The organism is Dyadobacter sp. CY351 (assembly GCF_021502625.1).
Lineage (GTDB): Bacteria > Bacteroidota > Bacteroidia > Cytophagales > Spirosomataceae > Dyadobacter > Dyadobacter chenhuakuii.
On record NZ_JAKFFU010000001.1, the window covers coordinates 422,584 to 442,687 of the forward strand.

A 20,104-nucleotide genomic window follows, 5' to 3' on the forward strand; every position below is an offset into this window, starting at 1 on the left:
AGGTTATTAGTAGTAGTAATTAGTGGGCTACGGATTGAAAACAGACGCTGGTATTTATAGGATGAGTTGCTTACAATCGCTCAATGGCACCATTTTTTAATACATATAGGAAAAGAAAGAAAAAATTATGAAAGCACTTACAGGTTCAGGCAGGCAATATGTTGAAGACATTGCTGCGAAATATAATCTTAAGACCGAGAGTGTTGAGGCACTTTTGCGTGCTGTGATCAGTGGGAACGGGACAATGGCCCAATTTAACATTGCCGAATTGGGTGGTTCGGGACAGTGGATGAAGGGAGGGATGACCATGATAGGGGATATGTTTAACAATTCCCTCAAGAGCACAGTTGATAAGCTTTGCAGCGAGCTGTCGGAGCAGATCTCGACGAGGGTTTTATACGAGGAGTCGGCTGATGAACAAATTGAAGATTGCTCGAATGTGCAGCGCCAGGAAATCGGCGCATCGTCTAGCAGGGATGGTTCCTGGCCTTCAGTTTTCGGAACTCCTACTGCGAGCGGTTCCCAGAATAATTTTCGTTACGCCTATTTTGCGCCAGTAAGAAGGCTGGTTATTGAAGATAATGGTAAACGGACTATTTATGACACGAAACATCACCACATTACCGGCATTGCGCAGCAGCAGGGAGGTGGGAATTCGTATACATTTACGAGCCAGGATGGTTCGGTCGACTTGCGAAGCTTGGCCCTGATATCCGAACCGGGCGAACAGATACAGCCTACACCGGAAATTGCGTATGACGTTACGTCTAATGCCGATTTGAACGCTGAAACGGTTGATCTGAGTGCTGCTGACCGAAAGGCGGCTGATCGCAGCCCGCAGGACATTATCATTGCTACTATTGAAAAGATAAATGTTTTGTTTGAGAAAGGACAGATTACAGAGGAGGAGTTTAAAGCCAAAAAGCAAGAGCTGCTTTCGAGGTTGTAAGTTCGCTTCGTTAAGATAATATTGAAGGGCCGGGAAAGTCAATTTCCTGGCCCTTTTGCGTGATGATTGTTATTCGCGTTATTTGCGTGAAAATTGCACCCATGTTATTCGCGCAGATTTCAAAAATAACGGACCCCATTGTCGTGAAGCTGGACAAATGGTTTGACGAGAGCATTCGGTTTGTTCCTAACCTTGTCATTGCGATCCTCATCCTAGTCGTTTTCCGTTTCCTGGCGCGTTACGGAAGTCGGTTCATGGAAAAAGGCCTTGCCAGGGCTTCTCAAAATATCGCGCTGGTAAGTCTTATTTCTGCAATAACGCGTATTGCCATTGTGATGACTGGCTTGTTTTTCGCACTTGGTGTTTTGGGGTTGGATAAAACAGTGACGTCGTTGCTGGCAGGAGCGGGGGTGCTTGCTCTGGCACTTGGGTTTGCTTTTCAGGATCTTACCACCAATTTTATTTCCGGCGCATTCATCGCCATTCAGCGTCCTATCAAAGTTGGTGACGTTATTGAAACCAATGGATTTACGGGCAAAGTGCTTTCCATAGGTTTGCGGTCTGTTAAGCTGGATAATTTCGCCGGCCAGCTTGTTGAACTTCCAAGCAAGGATATTTTTCAAAAACCCATTGTAAACTTTACCAATTCAGGCGATCGCAGAGTGCAGCTCGAATGCAGCATCAGCTACAAAGACGACCTGTTTGTTGTAGAAGATGTCGCGCTCTCAGCCATCAAACTCCTCCCTTTTTTAGACAAAAAAAAGCCAGTCGAACTCAACTTCATCCGGTTCAGCGAAAAAAGCATCGACTTTGAAATCCTGTTTTGGATCGACCAATCAAAAATCGGCCCTGGTCCTGCAAAAAGTGTCGCTATGAAGGGCATTAAAAAGGTTTTTGATGAAAATAACATTGCGTTCCCGACGCCGGCGCGGCCGGTGGAGCTGTTGCCTTCGCTGACGAAGGATTAGCGTTAACCGTAATTTTCTTACACCCTCTGGATAGCTCACATTCACCGGAGGCTAATTGCATTCGTGCTCTTAAATGGCTTGTGCTATCCTTTGCATTTCAGTACAAAGGATAGCACAAGCTATCTTTTATTTAGCACATTTTAACCCGACTTTTTATGCAAGAATTCTATCCAATGACTTGGAAGGAAAAAGTGAGACATGCCCTGTTTCGAAAATCCTTGTTAACGCTGGCCTTGTCCATTTTATCTTTCTTATGCTATTCGCAGCTCTATTATTTACCTAATGAAAAGCCGGGTCCGTTTGGAACAATGTATGCTCCGCAGCACTATAAAATTCCAGCTGGAAAAACTTACTATCATGACAAGGTCCCTTTGTATGCGACCAAATATCTGCGAGATCCAAATGATCCAACATCAACCTCGGTTGCACTATGCTCGTTTAAGGATGAATTAAAAGGGTTGTATAGTAATACAGAAGTTATCGGTGAGGGTATCGATCCGGTTAACGGCGTGGATAAAGTTGCCTTACTTTTTGCATCGCCCTTAAGTGCAAAGGGGCAAAATGGGCCATTCAACACAATGGAATTTTTAAATTCCTTATCAGCCGACTTTACACATCCGTATCCTACGGTACATGGAATCAGTGCTTTGGCTCATACTCAGGAATTCCATCGTATGACATATGATCTTTTTGGTTGGAAAGGAGTCGATATTGGTGGCTTAAAAACGGTTACAAGCGTCATTACAAACTCTCAGCCGACAGCTGTAACTCAGTTTGACCCAGCCATAGTTGCTTATAATGTAGGGCAGGGATTATCCAATCCATGTTTGACCAGGGATGTGATAGGTCACGAGCTTACACACCTTATTTGGCTGTCAGCTTGGGGACCAGGTCAGTATAACAAGGAAAGCAGTTCGCTAGGGGAAGGTTTTGCAGACGTAATTGGTAGTGCCCTGAAAAACTATTTTGCCGTTCAGAACACACCAGGAGCAGGTTTTGCAAATCCTGACTGGGGATTTCTGATACAAGAAATGGGGCTGGATAGCAAGAGAAATTTTTCAATTTCACCTCATTTTTGGTCATTGCCTGAGTGTTACAAAGGATTGTTTTGGAAAAACCCAGATGAACCTGGATTCGATTCACATGGCAATGGTATGGTTCTCAGCAAGATCTTATTTCGGATGAACGTTGGGGAGACAGGTTATATTGATCAGAACCCCGCAAACGGAACTTTCATTGTATTGCCGCTTATTCCAAACAATCCAGCGGCAACTTATGAACTGTCATTAAAACTCTCTTTTAAGACATTTACGGAGAAACTCTCATGGTCATCGACATTCCCTGATGTCCGCGTCAAAATGCTGGAAGTGGCAGAGGAAATGGGATATGGGGATGGCTCGCATGTTTACCAACAAATTAAAAATGCTTTCAAGGCAGCTGGAATTGGCGACGGATGGGGTTTCGCTAATCCAAATTGTGTTTCAGGTCCAAAGACGCTTGCGCAAGGTTGGAATGGATCAGTCCCAATTAACGTACAGGTTACAGGTCTGGACAATGACCCCCAAGGTAAAAAAGCCCAATGGATTGGAGATTGTCAGGATGTTGATGTTTTAATACTTACGGAAATTTTTAACCCAATAAGTCCCAACGCTCCCTATTATCCAATTGATCTGGATAACGATGGCATTTATACTATTGATAATAATGTATCTCTGTCTAAATCGATTGTTAGTCTCAATCATGGTATAAGAGCAAGTGTGGACCATTTTGCTAAAAAGTTCAATTTTATAGGGCTTAAGGGCACAAGTAAATTTATTGAACACCTTATTGGCTCTCCGAGTCCTGACTTTATCCCAGGAGCATATCTTGCTCAAATCAAATCTGATTCAGATCCTGCAAAAATGACCTTGGATCAAATTGCAGGAAATTACTTCGCGGGAATTTATAACACGGTAAAAAGTATACAGCTTCCCGAATCCAAAGAGTCAATTGCCATTCGCAAGGCGTTGATAGACATTTTTGGCTTAGAAATCAGCAATGAATATCGATTATCGAAAGGTGACGAAGCGTTGTGGACGATCGGGTCAGAGCTATTTGCGGACGGCAATTACTTGCGCAGTTTTTCCGACCCAAAAGCAAAAGGGCAATTAAATTTTTACAACGGAAAAAACTGGGACGTTGCAAACCCTGATCAGATGGCGGGAGTTTGGACACAATTTTATTATTTAATCTCCAAGGGGACCCCGTTGGGCGGCTTTGCTAATGAAAAGGGTCAGACCCGCGTTTTTACCGGGCTTGAAGAAGGTGTTCCGGAAAAGATCATGTTTGCTGCTTTCCTATATTTTCTTCCCTCAAACCCAACTTTTGACGATGTAGTCACCGCTATTCAATCTTCAATTTTGTTCCATGGCTACAAGGAAACATCAGGAACCTGGAAGAAATGCAATGATGCACTCACCTGCGTAATTGGCAAAGAATTTGTTCCTCAACCTAAATTATGGGCGGTTGATGCGGATGGTAACGAAGTTAAAGTGGTGGATCCATTTAATGCACAATTTCGCTCAGACGAATATTTCCCGGACAAGATCGAATATCGCCTGTTCGAAGTTTCCAAAGATGTAGCATTCAACGATTTGGTATCACCGGTTTACCGCGCCTTTCAGCATACAACCGAGGTGTTGCTTCCTTACATTGATGAAAAAGACCCGGGTAAGCGTACAAATACTGCCAAGTTTTTCTTAGAAGAAGGGACATACTACGTCAGAACCAGGCTTTATGCCGCTGGCGGGCCGGGTTGTGCGAGCTCGTTGGGTGGAAATCTGGAATGTCGTGCCCTTGAAAAGATGGTGAACAATTGGAGCCCGGTGTTACAAGTAACAGCTGCTCCGATCACAACTAATCCAATCAGTCCTTTGGAATATGATAAAGTTGCAGCCTGGAAAAGTGTCTTTGAGTGGCAGGCGACACCTGGCGCGGCTGGTTATGTTATGAGGATAACAGATCAAACAGGCAAAGTGCCCGTCCAGGATATTCCGGTTGAAGCGACCAGTGATGAGGCAGAAGCGACGGAGCTGGCGTTAGCCAAGGAACGTGATTATAGCTGGCAAATTACTGCCACACACAAGCTTGGATCAGAAGAGGGTGTTACCTGGGACAAAGGGTTAAAGAAATTCGTACAAACCGGGCTAACTGATACAGACATTTTCGGCACGTGGACTGATCCAATATCCTTCCAGACTGGCCTGCCTGAAGCACCGTTGCTAGTTCCTCCTGGTCCAGCCGACCAGGAACACGTTGCCCCGTTCGGAGAAGACATTTTGCTTTCTGCCAAGGAAGCGCCTGGCGCAAGTGGTTACCGCTATCATATCCAGGATAAAAAAGACGATATGGCAATTCCGCAAGTGCTGTATGACCATGATAACCTGAAACTCCCTGATATTTCAGACGGTAAAGTATACACCTGGGCGTTTGAACCACACATTGACATTAAGCTTCCATTTATTACAGAGAAAGAATTTGGCAAAAAGTACTTTTCAACTTTTGTAGTCGATTATGCGCTGATTCCTGCGCCTCAGTTGCTTTCTCCGATCAATAATGCTGTTTTCGATTATGACAAAGCAATGGAAGTCTTTTCATGGTCGCCTGTTACAGGCGCGGAGGAGTTTGACGTTTATTCGGATTTCGTTGAGGATGAAGTTCATGATAATTATAATTCCACTTCTGAGATTAGTATGCAAAGGGAGGTCGGTGGTGATCCTGTCGGCACAAAGGGTGGGCACAAATGGCGTGTAAGGGCAAAAGCGAGAGATGAGAACGGGGATTGGATTGTCGGGCCATATTCACCAATGTCATTTTACTGGTTGAGACCACCAACCACAAATCTTAAATATCCATCAGAAGGTGCCCAAACTGTCGACAACGATAAAGCTGAATTCTCCTGGTATGAACAATGGGCGCCGGCAGGGCATTTATTCCGATTGTATAAAGGCAACCAGAAGATATTTGAGCAAGTCGTTTTTGGCACAAGTATTACACTTTCAAACCTGAACGTAAACACTGATTACACCTGGGATGCCCCAGCCATGACCCAAACCCCAACGGCAACCCACTTTCCCCAAGTTTACACTTTTGGACATTTTAGAACTGCAAATGCAAAAGAAGAAAAGGAGGATGGAGAAAACATCAAGGAGTATGATCCTAATGAAGTTGACGCGGAACCAGAGCCGAATGATCCAGATCAGGATTCTGACAAAAACTTTCTGCCAGTACTGGGCTTCACCGTTGACGTTACAGACAGTGAAACAGCCGCTACCCCTAACAGCTACAGCTATACTGTGACCGTTACGAGTAACAAAGGTTATTACAGGCAGTGGACGGGCTATGTAAATGGTGTAGGGATCCCATTTGTTCCAGAAGACCTGACGGGATCAAGCGCTAATGGTGATTTGTCAGAGGAAACGGCTATGTACAATTTTGATATTGAAATTACTGACCTCAACGGCTTTGACGATGATTACGCTGCTACGCCATCTTATCAATTTTGGCTGTACTTATATAATGGGCTGCCGGCCACTCAGGGCCTTAAAATGCCCCTTATTGAAAAGATACCGCTTTCTGGTGCATTTGGTGGCCGATGGGTTGGGTCTAGCATCAACTTTGACTATGAATATATTTACACCACTAAAAAACCTTGAACATGAAAAGGATCATATTATATACTTTAGTATCATTGGTTTTCTGCGCAGTTGAAACGCATGCCCAAGATAAAATTATCAGAAGCAAATATGGGTTGACAGTTTATCCTGCAAAAACAACATCAAACCCGATAACCGTTTATCCAAACCCAACGGCATCTTTTGTATCCTTCAAATCAGTAAGGCCTCTCGCAGGATTTAATGTCGAAGTATTTGATGAAGCTGGAATAAGTTGTTTAAAGCAGGAGCGATGGACAGGTGAGAAACTTGATGTATCCAGACTGCAAGCTGGAATTTACATTGTAAAATTTACGAAAGGCAAGGAGCATTATTCGCAAAAGCTGGCGGTCGGAAGCGAAATGCAATTGAATAATTAATAATCTTCGCAAAAAAAGGACTTCCCAAGATAACCCTGGGAAGTCCTTTTAACAGTGTCTGACCATAAGGCCAAACCCAATATCAATACCGATAAGTCTCCGACTTGAACGGCCCTCAGTGCTAACACCAATGTATGCCGCCTGCTCGTCTGAAAGCGTTTCCAGTTTCGCGCCTACGTGGGCTAAGTGGAAGGCTGCTACTTTTTCGTCCAATGCTTTTGGAAGCACGTATACTTTTTTCTCGTATGCAGCAGTGTTTGTCCAAAGTTCGATCTGTGCAAGCGTCTGGTTAGAGAACGAGCAGGACAGTACGAATGATGGGTGACCCATTGCACAGCCCAGGTTTACCAAACGGCCTTCTGCAAGAATGATAATGTCTTTGCCGGCAACCGAATAAATGTCGACCTATGGTTTGATTTGCGTTTCAGAAGCGCTGAGTTTCTAAGTAATAGACTTAAAACTAGCAGATCATTGAATCTTCGCAATCTTAAATATTTGTCTATAGTTGGTTGCAGATACGACAACTTGATAAATACCATCGGTCAGTCTAGATAAATCCAACCTTAATTTCCCATTTTGACATTTGTTTTTATCACCAATCCAAACTACCTGCCCGGAAGCATTCACAATACTTACATCAAATAATTCTGAATCCATTTCCTGCAACTCAATGTCTAGCCAAGATCGAACTGGATTGGGAAAAAACTTTACCTGACTAGTGATAGGGGAATCAATCTTAATTATTCGGCTGTATGCAAATGTGCCGTCTTGATCAACTTGCCTTAGCCGGTAATAATACACTTGATTTTTTAGATTGGAATCTGTAAAGGCATAGCGATTAGCCAATTGAGAAGTTCCAGCACAAGGAATTTGTTTTATATTGAAGAACGCTTTTGCATCGATAGAACGCTCAACGATAAAAAAATCACTATTAACCTCTGATGCAGTCTCCCAAAACAGAACATTTCCTTCAACACTGGATTTTCCTTCAAATTTGGATAAAGTAACAGGTAGCGCGTCACCTGCTGGTGCGTCCGATACCCCAAAGCCACCAAATCCCGAGTTAAAAGTTGCAGTATAGGCGAAATCGCTATTAAACATAGAAAGCTGTACTGGTTCTGAAATACTATTGGCTAGAGTCGCTTGCTGAACTTCCGGTTCAGTTTTACCCATGGATTTAATAGCAGCTCCATTAAAATTAGGAAGCTCTGACGCCCTATAATACAACGTTATTTCATACTTACCATTGGGGTTATTGTTGGTGGGTATTACCTTGAATGTCTTGTTGGTAATTTTGTGAGCTCCGAACCAGGTCGTTTCATCTTGTCCGGCTCTGTCCACTTCCACCCAGGTGCAGCCATAGTCCTGAGCAGTAAAGTTTTGGATTTTCAAAATAAGGTCACCGGTAACTGGATCAAAAAAATGAGTTGTTGCGAACGGGCCAAGATATTGTTGGGCAGGTTCGAGAGATATACCATTTTTGATAGTGGTATGATGAGTACCAGAAATTTTGAAATTGTCAATGAGCCAAACGTTCTCCACATGCTTAGCGCCTGCAACATATCTGAATCTTAGTTTCATTGCGATGTTTGAATAGGCAAGTGGAATTGAAATGCTTCTTTTAAAGGGGTTTTTAAAGCTTCCGCTATTGCCTGTTACCGTGTTTTGTGTTAATAGATTTTGCCACACGGAGCCATCCCAAACATCGATAATCGCTCTTGAGTCAAAATCACCTGGAAAAATTCCGAAGTATTCTAGGTAAGATAGATTAATAGATGACATGCCTAAAGAATTAAAACTTGGTGTTTCTATTACCTTGTCCAGATATCCACCAGATTGCCACCCGTCGATTCCTAAATAGGGTGTTCCATTCGGATCGAGTCCATTTCCAGGGCCAAAATCCATAACTTCCCATGTTTTCGGATAGCCACCACCTCCCACAACTTGCCAGCCAGGTAACTTATTAAATTTACTGTTAAAATCGTTGTAAAGAATGTTAATAGAGCCATTGGATGATGGTGGGAAATCATCGTCGACAATAGTTATAGTGTGTTGCTGTTTGATATTATTGTGGACTGCATCACCGCCTGCCAGAGTAGCCAAATTATAAGTTAATTTTATAGTTTCGTCTCCTTCAACATATCCATCATTATAAACTCTTACAATAACGTCCTTAGATAGATTACCAGCTTCCAGATTAAAGCTATTTGGTATAATTGTATAGTCACCTGTGGAACCCTCAGTTGCAGTTCCGGATGAAGGATTGAATGATACTGTTACAGGAAGAGAGGGGTCTTGACTAATTGTCACTGTCACAATTTTATCCACGTAAGGCAAACAGGGATTGGTCACGTTTCCGACATTTTTTGCCTCTCCTTCGTTTACTGCGGAAGTGTAAGAAAGAAACTGAACAGTGGGCGCACCAACATTACTCTTAAAATTGGAATTAACGAGCGTTTTTGATGCAATAGATCCACCTGATAAAGAAATGATTATGATAAAGATAAACGCGAACTTTAAAAGTTTTTGCATAGGGAGACCATTTACGATGTTATAAGTGATGCAAGCAATATGCACCGCAATAGTTCATTCTATGAAATCAAATGAGTCCGAGGTGGGTTTGATTTTTTTATCGGTAAAAAATCATAGAGGCAGTACTTAGAAATATATTAGATATCAAGCGCACAAAAAAGACTTCCCAAGTGTCACTTAGGAAGTCTCTTTTAATTAACGTCTGACCCAGAGGGTCACGCTATTATCAATAGCGATAAGTCTCCGACTTGAACGGCCCTTCGGTGCTAACACCAATGTAAGCCGCTTGCTCGTCTGACAGCGTTTCCAGTTTCGCGCCTACGTGCGCCAGGTGGAAGGCTGCTACTTTTTCGTCGAGTGCTTTTGGAAGTACGTATACTTTTTTCTCGTAAGCTGCAGTGTTGGTCCAAAGTTCGATTTGTGCCAATGTCTGGTTCGAGAACGAGCAGGACATTACGAATGATGGGTGACCCATTGCGCAGCCCAAGTTTACCAAACGGCCTTCTGCAAGAATGATAATGTCTTTGCCGGCAACCGAATAAATGTCAACCTGTGGTTTGATCTGCACTTTTGAATCGCCATAAGTGGAGTTCAACCAAGCCATGTCGATTTCGTTGTCGAAGTGACCGATGTTACAAACAACGGCTTTGTCGCGCATCGCCAGGAAGTGACGATCTGTGATGATCTTGTAGTTTCCAGTTGCTGTTACAAAAATGTTTGCACGCGTTGCAGCTTCGTCCATTGTTACCACTTCAAAACCGTCCATTGCAGCCTGAAGCGCGCAAATTGGATCAATTTCAGTAACCAATACACGGCAGCCAGCGCCACGAAGTGATTCTGCTGAACCTTTACCAACGTCACCGTAACCTGCTACAACTGCCACTTTACCAGCAAGCATCAAGTCAGTTGCGCGACGGATCGAATCTACAAGCGATTCGCGGCAGCCGTATTTGTTGTCGAATTTAGATTTAGTAACCGAGTCATTTACATTGATTGCAGGCAAATGAAGCGTTCCGTTTTTCAAACGGTCATACAAACGAAGAACGCCTGTTGTTGTTTCTTCTGAAAGTCCTTTGATGCCTTCGATCAATTCAGGATATTCGTCGAAAACCATGTTCGTAAGGTCACCGCCGTCGTCCAGGATCATATTCAATGGCTTGCGGTCTTCACCGAAGAACAATGTTTGCTCGATACACCAGTTGAATTCCTCTTCGTTCATGCCTTTCCAAGCGTAAACCGGGGTGCCCGCTGCTGCGATTGCCGCTGCTGCGTGATCCTGCGTTGAGAAAATGTTACATGAAGACCAGGTAACCTCAGCTCCTAATGCTGTCAATGTTTCGATCAAAACCGCAGTCTGGATGGTCATGTGCAAGCAACCGGCAACACGTGCACCTGCAAGGGGCTGTGATGGACCGTATTCAGCGCGGATTGCCATTAAACCCGGCATTTCAGCTTCTGCAAGTGTAATTTCTTTACGGCCCCATTCGGCCAAAGTGATGTCTTTTACCTTATAAGGAATGTACGTTTCTGTTGACGTTGCCATTATTTGACAGTTTAGTTAATATCTTTATTTTAATACAAAACTAAGTAGAAAAACCACGGACGGGAAGAATTTTAGATACAAATTGTGATTTTGTGCGTGAATTTGGATGTTTTATCTTCCTATTGTGCCCTATTGCTCAATTTGTAAGTGAGTATCGGCTCAATCCACATGCCTGGCAGATATTTTGTCTTAACAGGGCTGAAACTATGGCTTTTATGCTGTTTGTCGATCTTAGGGTGATCTTTGTCGACAATGTTTTCAGGCTCGAAAAATAGGCGCTGAATTATTTATATTTGCCTATGCGCCCAAACGTTTACCCTACTCATCAGACCCGACTAAGGATTTTGCAGCATGCCGCATTCTGGATCGCCGTCCTGGTTGTCCTGACACTGATTTACGGCGCGGGAATGCCGGATTATTGGATTGCGATTGGGGTTGTTGCCTTGTTTTTGCCTATACACATTGCCTATTTTTATTCGATCGGGTATGTTATAATCCCGAAATTTTTCAACAGGAAAAAGCGGATCGAATTTTTTATCCTGCTCATTGCCGCCGTGCTGCTATCCACGCTGGCGTTCCGGTTAATGGAAATTTTTGTTGCTGATCCCATCATTTACGGCGCAGTTATAAAAACTGACCCGACATTTGTCTGGAAAAAACTGGAAGGGGATTTCTGGCAGCAGCTTTCGAAACCGGTGTATCTGATCAGCGCATTCGAGCAGACCAATATTTTTGTGTGGATCGCCTTATCGGTTAAATTTTTTAAAATGTGGTTTGAAAGAAGACAGGCGGCGATAGAGGCTGAGCTGAACTTTTTGAAAGGTCAGTTACACCCGCATTTTCTGTTTAACACACTCAATAATCTCTACGCACTAACATTGAACCAATCACCGCAATCCCCTTCGGTAGTTATTGGGCTGGCAGAAATATTGCGTTATATGCTTTATGAGGCCAATACGGATGTCGTTGATTTAGAGCGTGATATAAGCATAGTCGAGCGCTATATCGAGCTGGAAAAAATCCGTTATGAAGAACGCTTGGACATTAATTTCAGCATTAATGGTCTTTCCGGCGAATACAAAATTGCGCCGCTCCTGATCCTTCCATTAGTTGAAAATGCATTCAAACATGGCGCCAGCGAGCAGGTAGGGCAGGCGTGGATTAATATGGATCTGCGGGTCAAAAATAATTTTCTTAAATTTAAAATATCAAACAGCAAACCCGAACGACCAGATTTGAAAGACAACCGAAGCCATCATGCAAGCATCGGCTTAGCCAATGTCCGGAAGCGCCTGGATATCTTGTATCCGTCTGCATATCAGCTCAAAATCCTGGAAGAAGATGAGGTTTTCGCAGTGATTCTGGAATTGGAATTGGATAAGAAAATGGAGATAGCCTGATGATTAAAATCAAAGCAATTTTGGTCGACGATGAGCCGCATGCCATTGAAGTGCTGGACAACTATCTCCGGAATTTCAGCGAAATTGAGATCGTTGCGCGATGCCAGGATGCCATTCAGGCTTTTCAGGTGCTGCGGCAGCGGGAAGTGGATCTGATGTTTTTGGATGTGAAAATGCCTGGGTTAACCGGGACTGAACTGTTAAGAAGCCTCAAAACGCCGCCAAAAGTGGTTTTTACAACGGCTTACCAGGATTATGCTGTGGAAGGTTTCGATTTAAATGCAGTCGATTATTTGCTGAAACCTATCCCCTTCGAGCGATTTTTGAGGGCTATGGACAAAGTTTTCACAAGCCTGAATGTCACCAATCAGTCTGTTTCTATCGCGCAAAAAGCCACTGTGAGTAATCAGGACGTCTTTTTGTATCTCAAAGTGGATAGGAAAATGGTGAAGGTCAATGTGAATGATATCCTTTGGGTAGAAAGCCTTCGTGATTACATTAAGGTGGTTTTGAAAGACAAAGTTTTGATTACAAAACAAAAAATCAGCCTGCTGGAAGAGCTGCTCCCCGAAGACAGCTTCATCCGCGTTCACCGGTCGTTTATTGTGGCGGTGGATAAAGTGGAAAGTTACCATGCCCACAAAATCGAAATTGCCGGGAAAGAACTTCCCATCGGCCGTAATTTCAGGAATGATTGTCAGCGACGCTTCAAGCTGACTTTTTAGCAAACGGTAAAAATTAGCGTCTACTGACGCCTTTTGTCGATAAAACCTGCTGTTAATCGACAGTAATTTCTCACTTCGCTATTTCGACTTACCATTGCACCGCCATTGAGCCGATGGCGAAAATCAGTGTCCAGTTAATTCAAAATAGCCATGTTAAAAAGTAAAAGAATTCTGCTTGCCCTCTTTTCGCTTGCCCTTTTCGTAACAAGCTGTAAGGAAGATGAAGACGTAAAACCAGGCAACACGCTTGCCGCCCGCGCCGGTGCGGACCAGAATGTGAAGGTCGGTGACATCGTAACCCTCGACGGAAGTGCTTCGACCGACAGCGAGAACAAACCATTCGATTTCCGGTGGACGTTTACCAAAAAACCTGCCGGAAGCGCAGTGGCGCTGAGTTCAGCAACGGTTAGTAAGCCAACATTCAAAACGGACCTCCCCGGTGAATACGAAGTTGAGCTGACGACCAGCAACGCGAACGGCGAAAGCAAAGACAAAGTCCTGATCACAGCAGCTGCTATTCAGCCGATTGTGCTGGATGCGAACATTAATGCAAAAACCACATTGGAAGACCGCATTGATAATCCTGATCTTCCCGACTACATTGCTAATGGCAATGTTGCAGTGAATGCCGAACTGACTGTGAAACCCGGCGTGGTCATTGCGTTTGCAAGGGACGCGCGTTTCGAAGTAAATGATAGAGGCGGGATATTGCTTGCATCCGGTGAACCTAACAAACCGATCCGCCTGATAGGTCAGGAAGCAAAAAAGGGCTTTTGGGCTGGCGTGATTTTCCGTTCTGCAAGCAGTGCCAATACATTGGAAAATGTGCATGTGCTGCATGCGGGCAGTAAGGTGCTTTACAGCGGAATTAAAGCTGGTATGGCCGTTACGGGCAGTTCCAAGGCAGAATTGTCAATCAAAGACTGCCTTTTTGAAAAGAATGACGGTTATGGTTTGTGGGTTGAAGATGCTGTTATTTTGTCCGCATTTGCTTTCAATGTGTTCAAGGACAACACGGAAGCAGGCATTTTGCTGACTGCCAGAAACGTTGCGAAACTGGATCCTAACTCCGTTTTTACGGGTGGAAACGGACGGAATGTGGTGGAAATATCTGCATCGCAGCTTCCCAAGAGTTCTGCCGGGGAAATTGTTTGGCAGGGTTTCAAAGACAAAACACCTTACCGCGTCCTGGAAAGCCTTACGGTGGATGCAAACTGGAAATTATTGCCAGGTGTAATCATTGAAATGTCAGCAGGCGCCAGAATGTCCGTTGACAACGGTTATATCAACGCAAAAGGAACCCAGGCTTCGAAGATCATTATCAGAGGCGCCGAGAACAAGCCTGCTTACTGGAGAGGGCTGATATGCTTCTCGACCAGTGCAATGAATGTATTCGAATATGTTGAAATATCCGGCGGCGGCAGCACAGCGCTGGTTTCGGGTAAGAAAGTGAACATTGCCGTTTACGGAAGTCAAGCCAGTTTCCAGATCAAAAACTCGAAAATCTCGGGCAGCGGCGGATATGGTGTTTATGTGAACTATCAGGCCAAAGTGAATGAAGACATTGAGACCGCGAACACTTTTGCGGACAATGTAGAAGGCAAGGTCCTGAAAGAATAATAATGGTGACGCTCAATGTAATGCTCGCGGCCATGCTCATGGTCGCTGGCATGCAATACACGATGAAGTCTCCAAAAAGACCATTGCGGCAACCTTATCCCGCAACCGGTTTTTGGGTGACCGAAAGCAAGCCCGGGAAAACCGGCACGATCGTGCGGTATTATGCAAACAGCAATCGCCTTGTTTCGACAGTCGCGGAACCTGCAAACCTGGATATTACCAAACTTTCGGTTAGGAGATATTTGAACAGAAAACTTGCCGCGGAGCTGTCAAGGGATACGACAAAAGCCTCAATTCAAAAACTGTATGAAACCAATTGAGTTAATTTCCGTGGTGCGGATCGTTGGCATTGTGCTTTACTTTTTCATTGCTGCACAAGGCGCATTTTACCATTTTGGTTTTGGCAAAGCATTGTATAACATCCCGTCCGAGGACTTTATAGTGCTGCGCAAAGCCGTCGATCCGATCGTGAGGGGCAGATTCAAAGTGCTTTATCTCTCGGCATTGGCGATTATGTTCATCTGGTTTCTGATGAGTGATAATAGTGCGGGATTCCTTTCCTATGCGCCCGTTTTGCTGGCCTTCCTGCTGTTAGTGGCTGATATGGCGCTGATCGTGAAAGTTAGCGAACCAGTTAATGCATTGATTAACAGCGATACGCTGAGCACAGCAGAATTTCAAACTGTAAGATCCGAATGGCTGAAATTCATCATGATCAGGGGCTATCTGTCCATTGCAGGGTTTTTCTTGCTCCTGATTCATCTCGTTTTCAAAGTCAGGTAATGCAATTTTAATACGTATAACATTATCCGTTTCCATGTTTCATTTTTTTTACGAAAAAGCCATGTTAAATAAAATTCAACCTTCTATTACAGCCGCCCGTCAGGCAAGGCAGGCATTTTTTACGCTGGCCATCGCCGCGCTCTCATTCGCATCCTGCAAGGACGACAAAGACACCATTAAGCCAGACGACGGCAACCCGGCGACGGAAGACAAAGCATTTCTGCCAAACAAAGACGAGGTTTACACATACAGGATCTCCGAAAGCGACGGCTCAAAAAGCAGCTCCACAATGAAAGTGGTCAGTGTAAAAGATTCCTCGGGTATTTCGGTTTATAACATTGAAAATGAAATCAAAGAGGGAAATGTTTATGTTACCACCAGAAACCGCGCATTCAGCAAAGATGGTGTGACGACTTACGAGTTGTTTTACGAAGATGCAATCAATTCGCTTTATGCTAACACGGAGGAATTCGCTACCATTGAGAAAGTTACGATGAAAGGTTTTCCGCAAAAGCAGGTTATGGAAAACAAGGGCACTGTGGGCAGCAACATTACTTTCAGCAAGGAACCCATGGAAATCGGTCTGGAATTGTTGATCCCGATTGACGAAAACGACTCCATAGAAGCAGATCTGGAAACCAAAATCACCTATCTGGATGGAAAGGCGACCAAGCAAGAAACGATCACAACCCCTGCGGGAACATTCAATTGTACGAAATGGGAGTATAAATATGAGATGTACCTGAAATTATCGAGCCTTTTCATCCCGGTTGAAGAGAAGGAATTTGTGTACAACGTTGAGCTGTGGACAGCGCCCGGCATCGGCATTGTGAAAACCGTCGAAACATCCGATGACGACGTTTCTACCACAGAATTGCAGAAAATCACCAAGTAATGAAACAGATTTCATTCCTATTTCAATGGGCGCTTTTGGTGCTCATGGCGGTGGCCTGCAAAGATTCCGGAAGCCCCTCGCCGGATGGATCGAGCCCGGAAGAAGGGTATACCACCGGAAAAATCACGAGTACGGACGGTTCTCCCATGCCAGGGGTGAAGGTGGTGGTAGATAACACAATGTTCTATGCTTCCTACTCAATCGGTTCGTCGGATGAGAATGGGAATTATAAAATCCAGTTGCCGAAAGTGGGCACATTTATGGCGTCAGCTCATATTGTGAAAAAGTACAACGGCAAGGAATATGAACTGGACCTGCACCCCGATGTGTATGAGGAATTTAGCATTAACGGCGCGGTCAGGAATTTTCAATGGAAACTTACGGGCAGGCGGCCAGTGGAAGCACAAGGTTATTATGGTGTCACGATCGAGGTCAATAAAGACGTGATGAGCAGCATTTATGACTCAGAAAACATTGAGTTCACGCTCATTCCGGTCGGCAACCTGATTGACGGTTCAAAAGGTAAAACCTTAAAATTAAAGCATGGGAAGCCGTTCACTGATGAATACGGGAAACTGGTTGACATCCCGCTTGGCCGGTACACCATGACCGCCCATTACAACGGCGAGGCTGGCAAAATGCCATTGAAACTTAGAAAGCACTTTTCTGAGGATGCATATGAGAGCGAGATTACCATTGATTTTGAGCCTTCGACAATGTGGGGGAATAACATTGCTTTCATCAGCTATTCAGAATAGAAGAAAAAATCCCAAGTCGTGGAGACAGGATCGCCAGGACTTGGGATTGTAAAAGTTACGGAGTAAAGAGTAGTAGTGCAGACTTCCCGACCCTTTTATGGGACGGGAAGTTTTATTTTACACCAATACTGAAAAGCTTTTAAAGATAGCGCCAACCCTAACCGCGTCGAAAATACGCGCAGGTGTTCCGCCATGGTTCAGCACCGACTGTTCGTGTGAAGTCACGCACATTTCGCAGCCGTTCAATGCAGAAACCACAAGGCTCAGCAGTTCAAAGAATTCTTTACCCAGAACCGGGTTCACCATAATGCTCATTTTAATTCCGGCAGGAGCATTGTCGTAAAATTCCTTGTGCATGAAGTGCCTGAAACGATAGAAAACGTTGTTGGCATTCATTAAAGAAACGCAGGCTGTAACTTCTGCAATCTCCTTCTCGTCTGCGCCTTCTGCTTTCGCCAATTCTTCAAGAGCTGTGATCAACGCTGCATTTTTCTCATTCACAGCCACTGAAAGCGCAATCAGCAATGCTTCTTTACGGTTCAATGTCTGAGATTTCAACACATTACCAAGATTAATCTTCAAATCTTTAAGATAACGATGGTCCAATGCCGCCAGCTTGTTGATCAGCACGCTTTCGAATTCAGCTGGCAAATTCACTTCTTTATACAGGGAATCTTTCGTATTTCCTGTTGTTGCGAATGGATACATTTGGTTTTTGATTAAGCTAATGTTGCTTCTCCTTTAACCCAGTTGCAAGGGCAAAGTTCGTCTGTTTGCAAAGCATCCAGAACGCGGATTACTTCACCAACATTACGGCCAACAGAAAGGTCATTGACACTCACCCAACGAATAATTCCTTGTGGATCAACGATGTAAGTTACACGGTAAGCAATTTTTTCGTTTGCTTCAAGAATGCCCAGTTCTTCTGCCAATGACTTGGAAGTATCAGCCAGCATCGGGAATTGCAGGTCGCGAAGATCATCGTGGTTTTTTCTCCATGCCAGGTGAACAAATTCGCTGTCCGTAGAAGCGCCGATCAGCATTGTATCGCGATCCGCGAAGTCTTCAACGTGTTTGCCAAACTCAGCAATTTCAGTAGGGCATACAAATGTGAAATCCTTTGGCCACCAGAACATTACCATCCACTTTTCGGCGTTTTTGTGATCCTCTGAGGTAATATCGTAGAATTCGTTTCCTTTTTCAAGAGAAACAACAGATGTTTTTTTAAATGCAGGGAAGGTAGATCCCACGGATAAAATCCTATTTGACATGATATGCGTTGATTATATAATTTGTACTTTTTAGTGTTACAAAACTACAAACGCCGCTCTCAGAAGGCAACTTTTCGCCTGGTACTATATCAGGAAAGAGTTGTTAGAATCAAATGAATTTGATTTTATTGATTAGAAACTGATATTTATCAATTTTGTCAATAATAGGATAGATTCAGCCAATATAATTTAACTAATAATTACTTAAATTATAAAACTCATTCCGGCATCAGGTTTAGTACCGTTTCCAGCGCCATCCCGCGCGAGCCTTTTATGAGCATGTATGTATTTTCTTGCGGGTTGTCCATAACCCAATTATGCAGGGAAAATTTGTCGGGAAAATAATAGGCTTTCGGCAGTGCAGGCAACGCATGCTGCATTAAGGAGCCGGCCAGAATCACGATATCAAAATTGTGCTTTGCAATTTGTTCACCCAGTGCCAAATGTTCTGCCGGAGCAGCCTCGCCAAGCTCAAACATATCGCCCAGAATTAGCATTTTCCTTGGCGCATCAATCGTGGCAAAGTTGGCAACAGCAGCCGACATGGAGGATGGATTGGCATTGTAGGCGTCCATTATCACCGTGTTACTTCCTTTTTTTACAATTTGCGAACGGTTATTGTCGGGTTTATACGTTGCCACGGCTTCATTGGCATCGCTATCTTCCACACCGAAATATTTTCCAATGGCCAGCGCGGCGCACATATTGTCGAAGTTATACCCGCCAGTCAGCTGCGTAGAAACAGTTTTTCCATTGTTTTGATAAATTACAAAAGGACTTTCCTGCACCAAAACAGGATTAACCGCAGCATTCTCCGAGCAGTAAAACACAATTTCTCCAAAAGCCCTGCGCTTGCTCGCCATTTCCATGATCACGTCGTCCTTGGTGTTGACGAAAACGGTGCCCTTCTTTTTGGAAAGAAAATCGAAAAGCTCTCCTTTTCCTTTCATAATGCCCGCTATTCCGCCAAAACCTTCCAGGTGCGCCTTGCCAATGTTGGTGATCAGGCCGTGCGTGGGAATGGCAATGGTGCTTAACAAGGCAATTTCCTGCTGATGGTTTGCGCCCATTTCCACAACCGCCATCTCGTGTTTCTGTGGATCAATCGATAGGATGGTCAGCGGCACGCCAATGTGGTTGTTCAGGTTTCCCTTGGTTGCGTACGTGTTGTATTTCATGGATAACACCTTTGCTATCAGCTCTTTCGTTGTGGTTTTTCCGTTCGAGCCGGTTAATGCGATCACCGGGAAAGTGAATGTTTTGCGATGATGCCGTGCCAGGTCCTGTAATGCTTCCAGCACATTTTCAACCAATAGAAATTGCTCGTTAATCACAACTTCCGGATCGTCCACCACGGCATAAGCGGCGCCTTTGCCCAATGCCTCGGCCGCATATTGATTGCCGTCGAAATTGTCACCTTTTAATGCGAAAAACAGACATCCCTCGCTGATTTTGCGGGTGTCGGTTGAGATCACAGCGCCGTTTTGGAAGTGGTTATAGAGCGTTTCGGTCGAAGTATACATGAAATCTGGAATCAATATAAAGTAATAAGCGCTTATTTCGTTAGGTTTAAAAGCCCGATCAGTAAG

16 protein-coding genes and 1 pseudogene are annotated in these 20,104 nt (G+C 44.1%); 11 read left to right on the forward strand and 6 right to left on the reverse strand.

What is annotated here, in order from left to right:
- Positions 1 to 127 precede the first annotated feature (127 nt).
- From L0660_RS01795 to L0660_RS01810, 4 genes are all read left to right on the forward strand, one after another.
- Positions 128 to 949, forward strand: a complete 822-nt coding sequence (locus L0660_RS01795) for an SHOCT domain-containing protein (protein ID WP_235157239.1) — start codon at positions 128 to 130, stop codon at positions 947 to 949.
- A gap of 101 nt (positions 950 to 1,050) precedes the next feature.
- Positions 1,051 to 1,917: a mechanosensitive ion channel family protein gene (locus L0660_RS01800; RefSeq protein WP_233795277.1), complete on the forward strand. Its 867-nt coding sequence runs from the start codon at positions 1,051 to 1,053 to the stop codon at positions 1,915 to 1,917.
- Between the two features lie 155 nt (positions 1,918 to 2,072).
- A complete protein-coding gene (locus L0660_RS01805) occupies positions 2,073 to 6,611 on the forward strand; it encodes a M4 family metallopeptidase (protein WP_235157242.1) in 4,539 nt (1,512 codons plus the stop codon).
- A gap of 2 nt (positions 6,612 to 6,613) precedes the next feature.
- Complete coding sequence (locus L0660_RS01810) at positions 6,614 to 6,988, forward strand: T9SS type A sorting domain-containing protein (RefSeq protein ID WP_235157243.1); 375 nt, start codon at positions 6,614 to 6,616, stop codon at positions 6,986 to 6,988.
- Positions 6,989 to 7,070: 82 nt separating this feature from the next.
- Here L0660_RS01810 and L0660_RS01815 read toward each other — a convergent pair.
- The 3 genes and pseudogenes from L0660_RS01815 to ahcY form a co-directional block, all read right to left on the reverse strand.
- Positions 7,071 to 7,417 (reverse strand): annotated as a pseudogene (locus L0660_RS01815) (adenosylhomocysteinase); the annotation flags it as partial.
- Positions 7,418 to 7,456: 39 nt separating this feature from the next.
- Entirely contained in the window at positions 7,457 to 9,520 is a 2,064-nt protein-coding gene (locus L0660_RS01820; protein WP_235157247.1) for a T9SS type A sorting domain-containing protein, read from the reverse strand.
- A gap of 226 nt (positions 9,521 to 9,746) precedes the next feature.
- Positions 9,747 to 11,063 (reverse strand): adenosylhomocysteinase, encoded by a 1,317-nt coding sequence (gene ahcY, locus L0660_RS01825; protein WP_235157249.1) that lies wholly within the window; start codon positions 11,061 to 11,063, stop codon positions 9,747 to 9,749.
- A gap of 299 nt (positions 11,064 to 11,362) precedes the next feature.
- Here ahcY and L0660_RS01830 point away from each other — a divergent pair, with 299 nt between their 5' ends.
- The 7 genes from L0660_RS01830 to L0660_RS01860 all read left to right on the forward strand — a co-directional run bounded on the left by L0660_RS01830 (position 11,363) and on the right by L0660_RS01860 (position 17,244).
- Positions 11,363 to 12,463 (forward strand): sensor histidine kinase, encoded by a 1,101-nt coding sequence (locus L0660_RS01830; protein WP_235157251.1) that lies wholly within the window; start codon positions 11,363 to 11,365, stop codon positions 12,461 to 12,463.
- Positions 12,463 to 13,188, forward strand: a complete 726-nt coding sequence (locus L0660_RS01835; protein ID WP_235157255.1) for a LytTR family DNA-binding domain-containing protein — start codon at positions 12,463 to 12,465, stop codon at positions 13,186 to 13,188. Before L0660_RS01830 ends, L0660_RS01835 begins: the two co-directional genes overlap by 1 nt.
- Before the next feature lie 150 nt (positions 13,189 to 13,338).
- Positions 13,339 to 14,808, forward strand: a complete 1,470-nt coding sequence (locus L0660_RS01840) for a PKD domain-containing protein (protein ID WP_235157256.1) — start codon at positions 13,339 to 13,341, stop codon at positions 14,806 to 14,808.
- 2 nt (positions 14,809 to 14,810) lie between these two features.
- Positions 14,811 to 15,128: a hypothetical protein gene (locus tag L0660_RS01845; protein ID WP_235157264.1), complete on the forward strand. Its 318-nt coding sequence runs from the start codon at positions 14,811 to 14,813 to the stop codon at positions 15,126 to 15,128.
- Positions 15,115 to 15,591, forward strand: coding sequence for a hypothetical protein (locus tag L0660_RS01850; RefSeq protein ID WP_235157266.1), 477 nt, complete (start codon positions 15,115 to 15,117; stop codon positions 15,589 to 15,591). The genes L0660_RS01845 and L0660_RS01850 overlap by 14 nt, the downstream gene beginning before the upstream one ends.
- 61 nt (positions 15,592 to 15,652) lie before the next feature.
- Positions 15,653 to 16,486: a hypothetical protein gene (locus tag L0660_RS01855; RefSeq protein WP_235157269.1), complete on the forward strand. Its 834-nt coding sequence runs from the start codon at positions 15,653 to 15,655 to the stop codon at positions 16,484 to 16,486.
- The gene (locus tag L0660_RS01860) at positions 16,486 to 17,244 is read left to right on the forward strand and encodes a carboxypeptidase-like regulatory domain-containing protein (RefSeq protein ID WP_235157273.1); all 759 of its coding nucleotides are present in this window, start codon (positions 16,486 to 16,488) and stop codon (positions 17,242 to 17,244) included. Before L0660_RS01855 ends, L0660_RS01860 begins: the two co-directional genes overlap by 1 nt.
- A gap of 117 nt (positions 17,245 to 17,361) precedes the next feature.
- Here L0660_RS01860 and L0660_RS01865 read toward each other — a convergent pair whose 3' ends face one another.
- From L0660_RS01865 to murF, 3 genes are all read right to left on the reverse strand, one after another.
- Positions 17,362 to 17,952 (reverse strand): carboxymuconolactone decarboxylase family protein, encoded by a 591-nt coding sequence (locus L0660_RS01865; protein ID WP_235157277.1) that lies wholly within the window; start codon positions 17,950 to 17,952, stop codon positions 17,362 to 17,364.
- A gap of 11 nt (positions 17,953 to 17,963) precedes the next feature.
- The gene (locus tag L0660_RS01870) at positions 17,964 to 18,503 is read right to left on the reverse strand and encodes a peroxiredoxin (protein WP_409013377.1); all 540 of its coding nucleotides are present in this window, start codon (positions 18,501 to 18,503) and stop codon (positions 17,964 to 17,966) included.
- A gap of 230 nt (positions 18,504 to 18,733) precedes the next feature.
- Positions 18,734 to 20,038: a UDP-N-acetylmuramoyl-tripeptide--D-alanyl-D-alanine ligase gene (gene murF / locus L0660_RS01875; RefSeq protein ID WP_235157279.1), complete on the reverse strand. Its 1,305-nt coding sequence runs from the start codon at positions 20,036 to 20,038 to the stop codon at positions 18,734 to 18,736.
- Positions 20,039 to 20,104 lie beyond the last annotated feature (66 nt).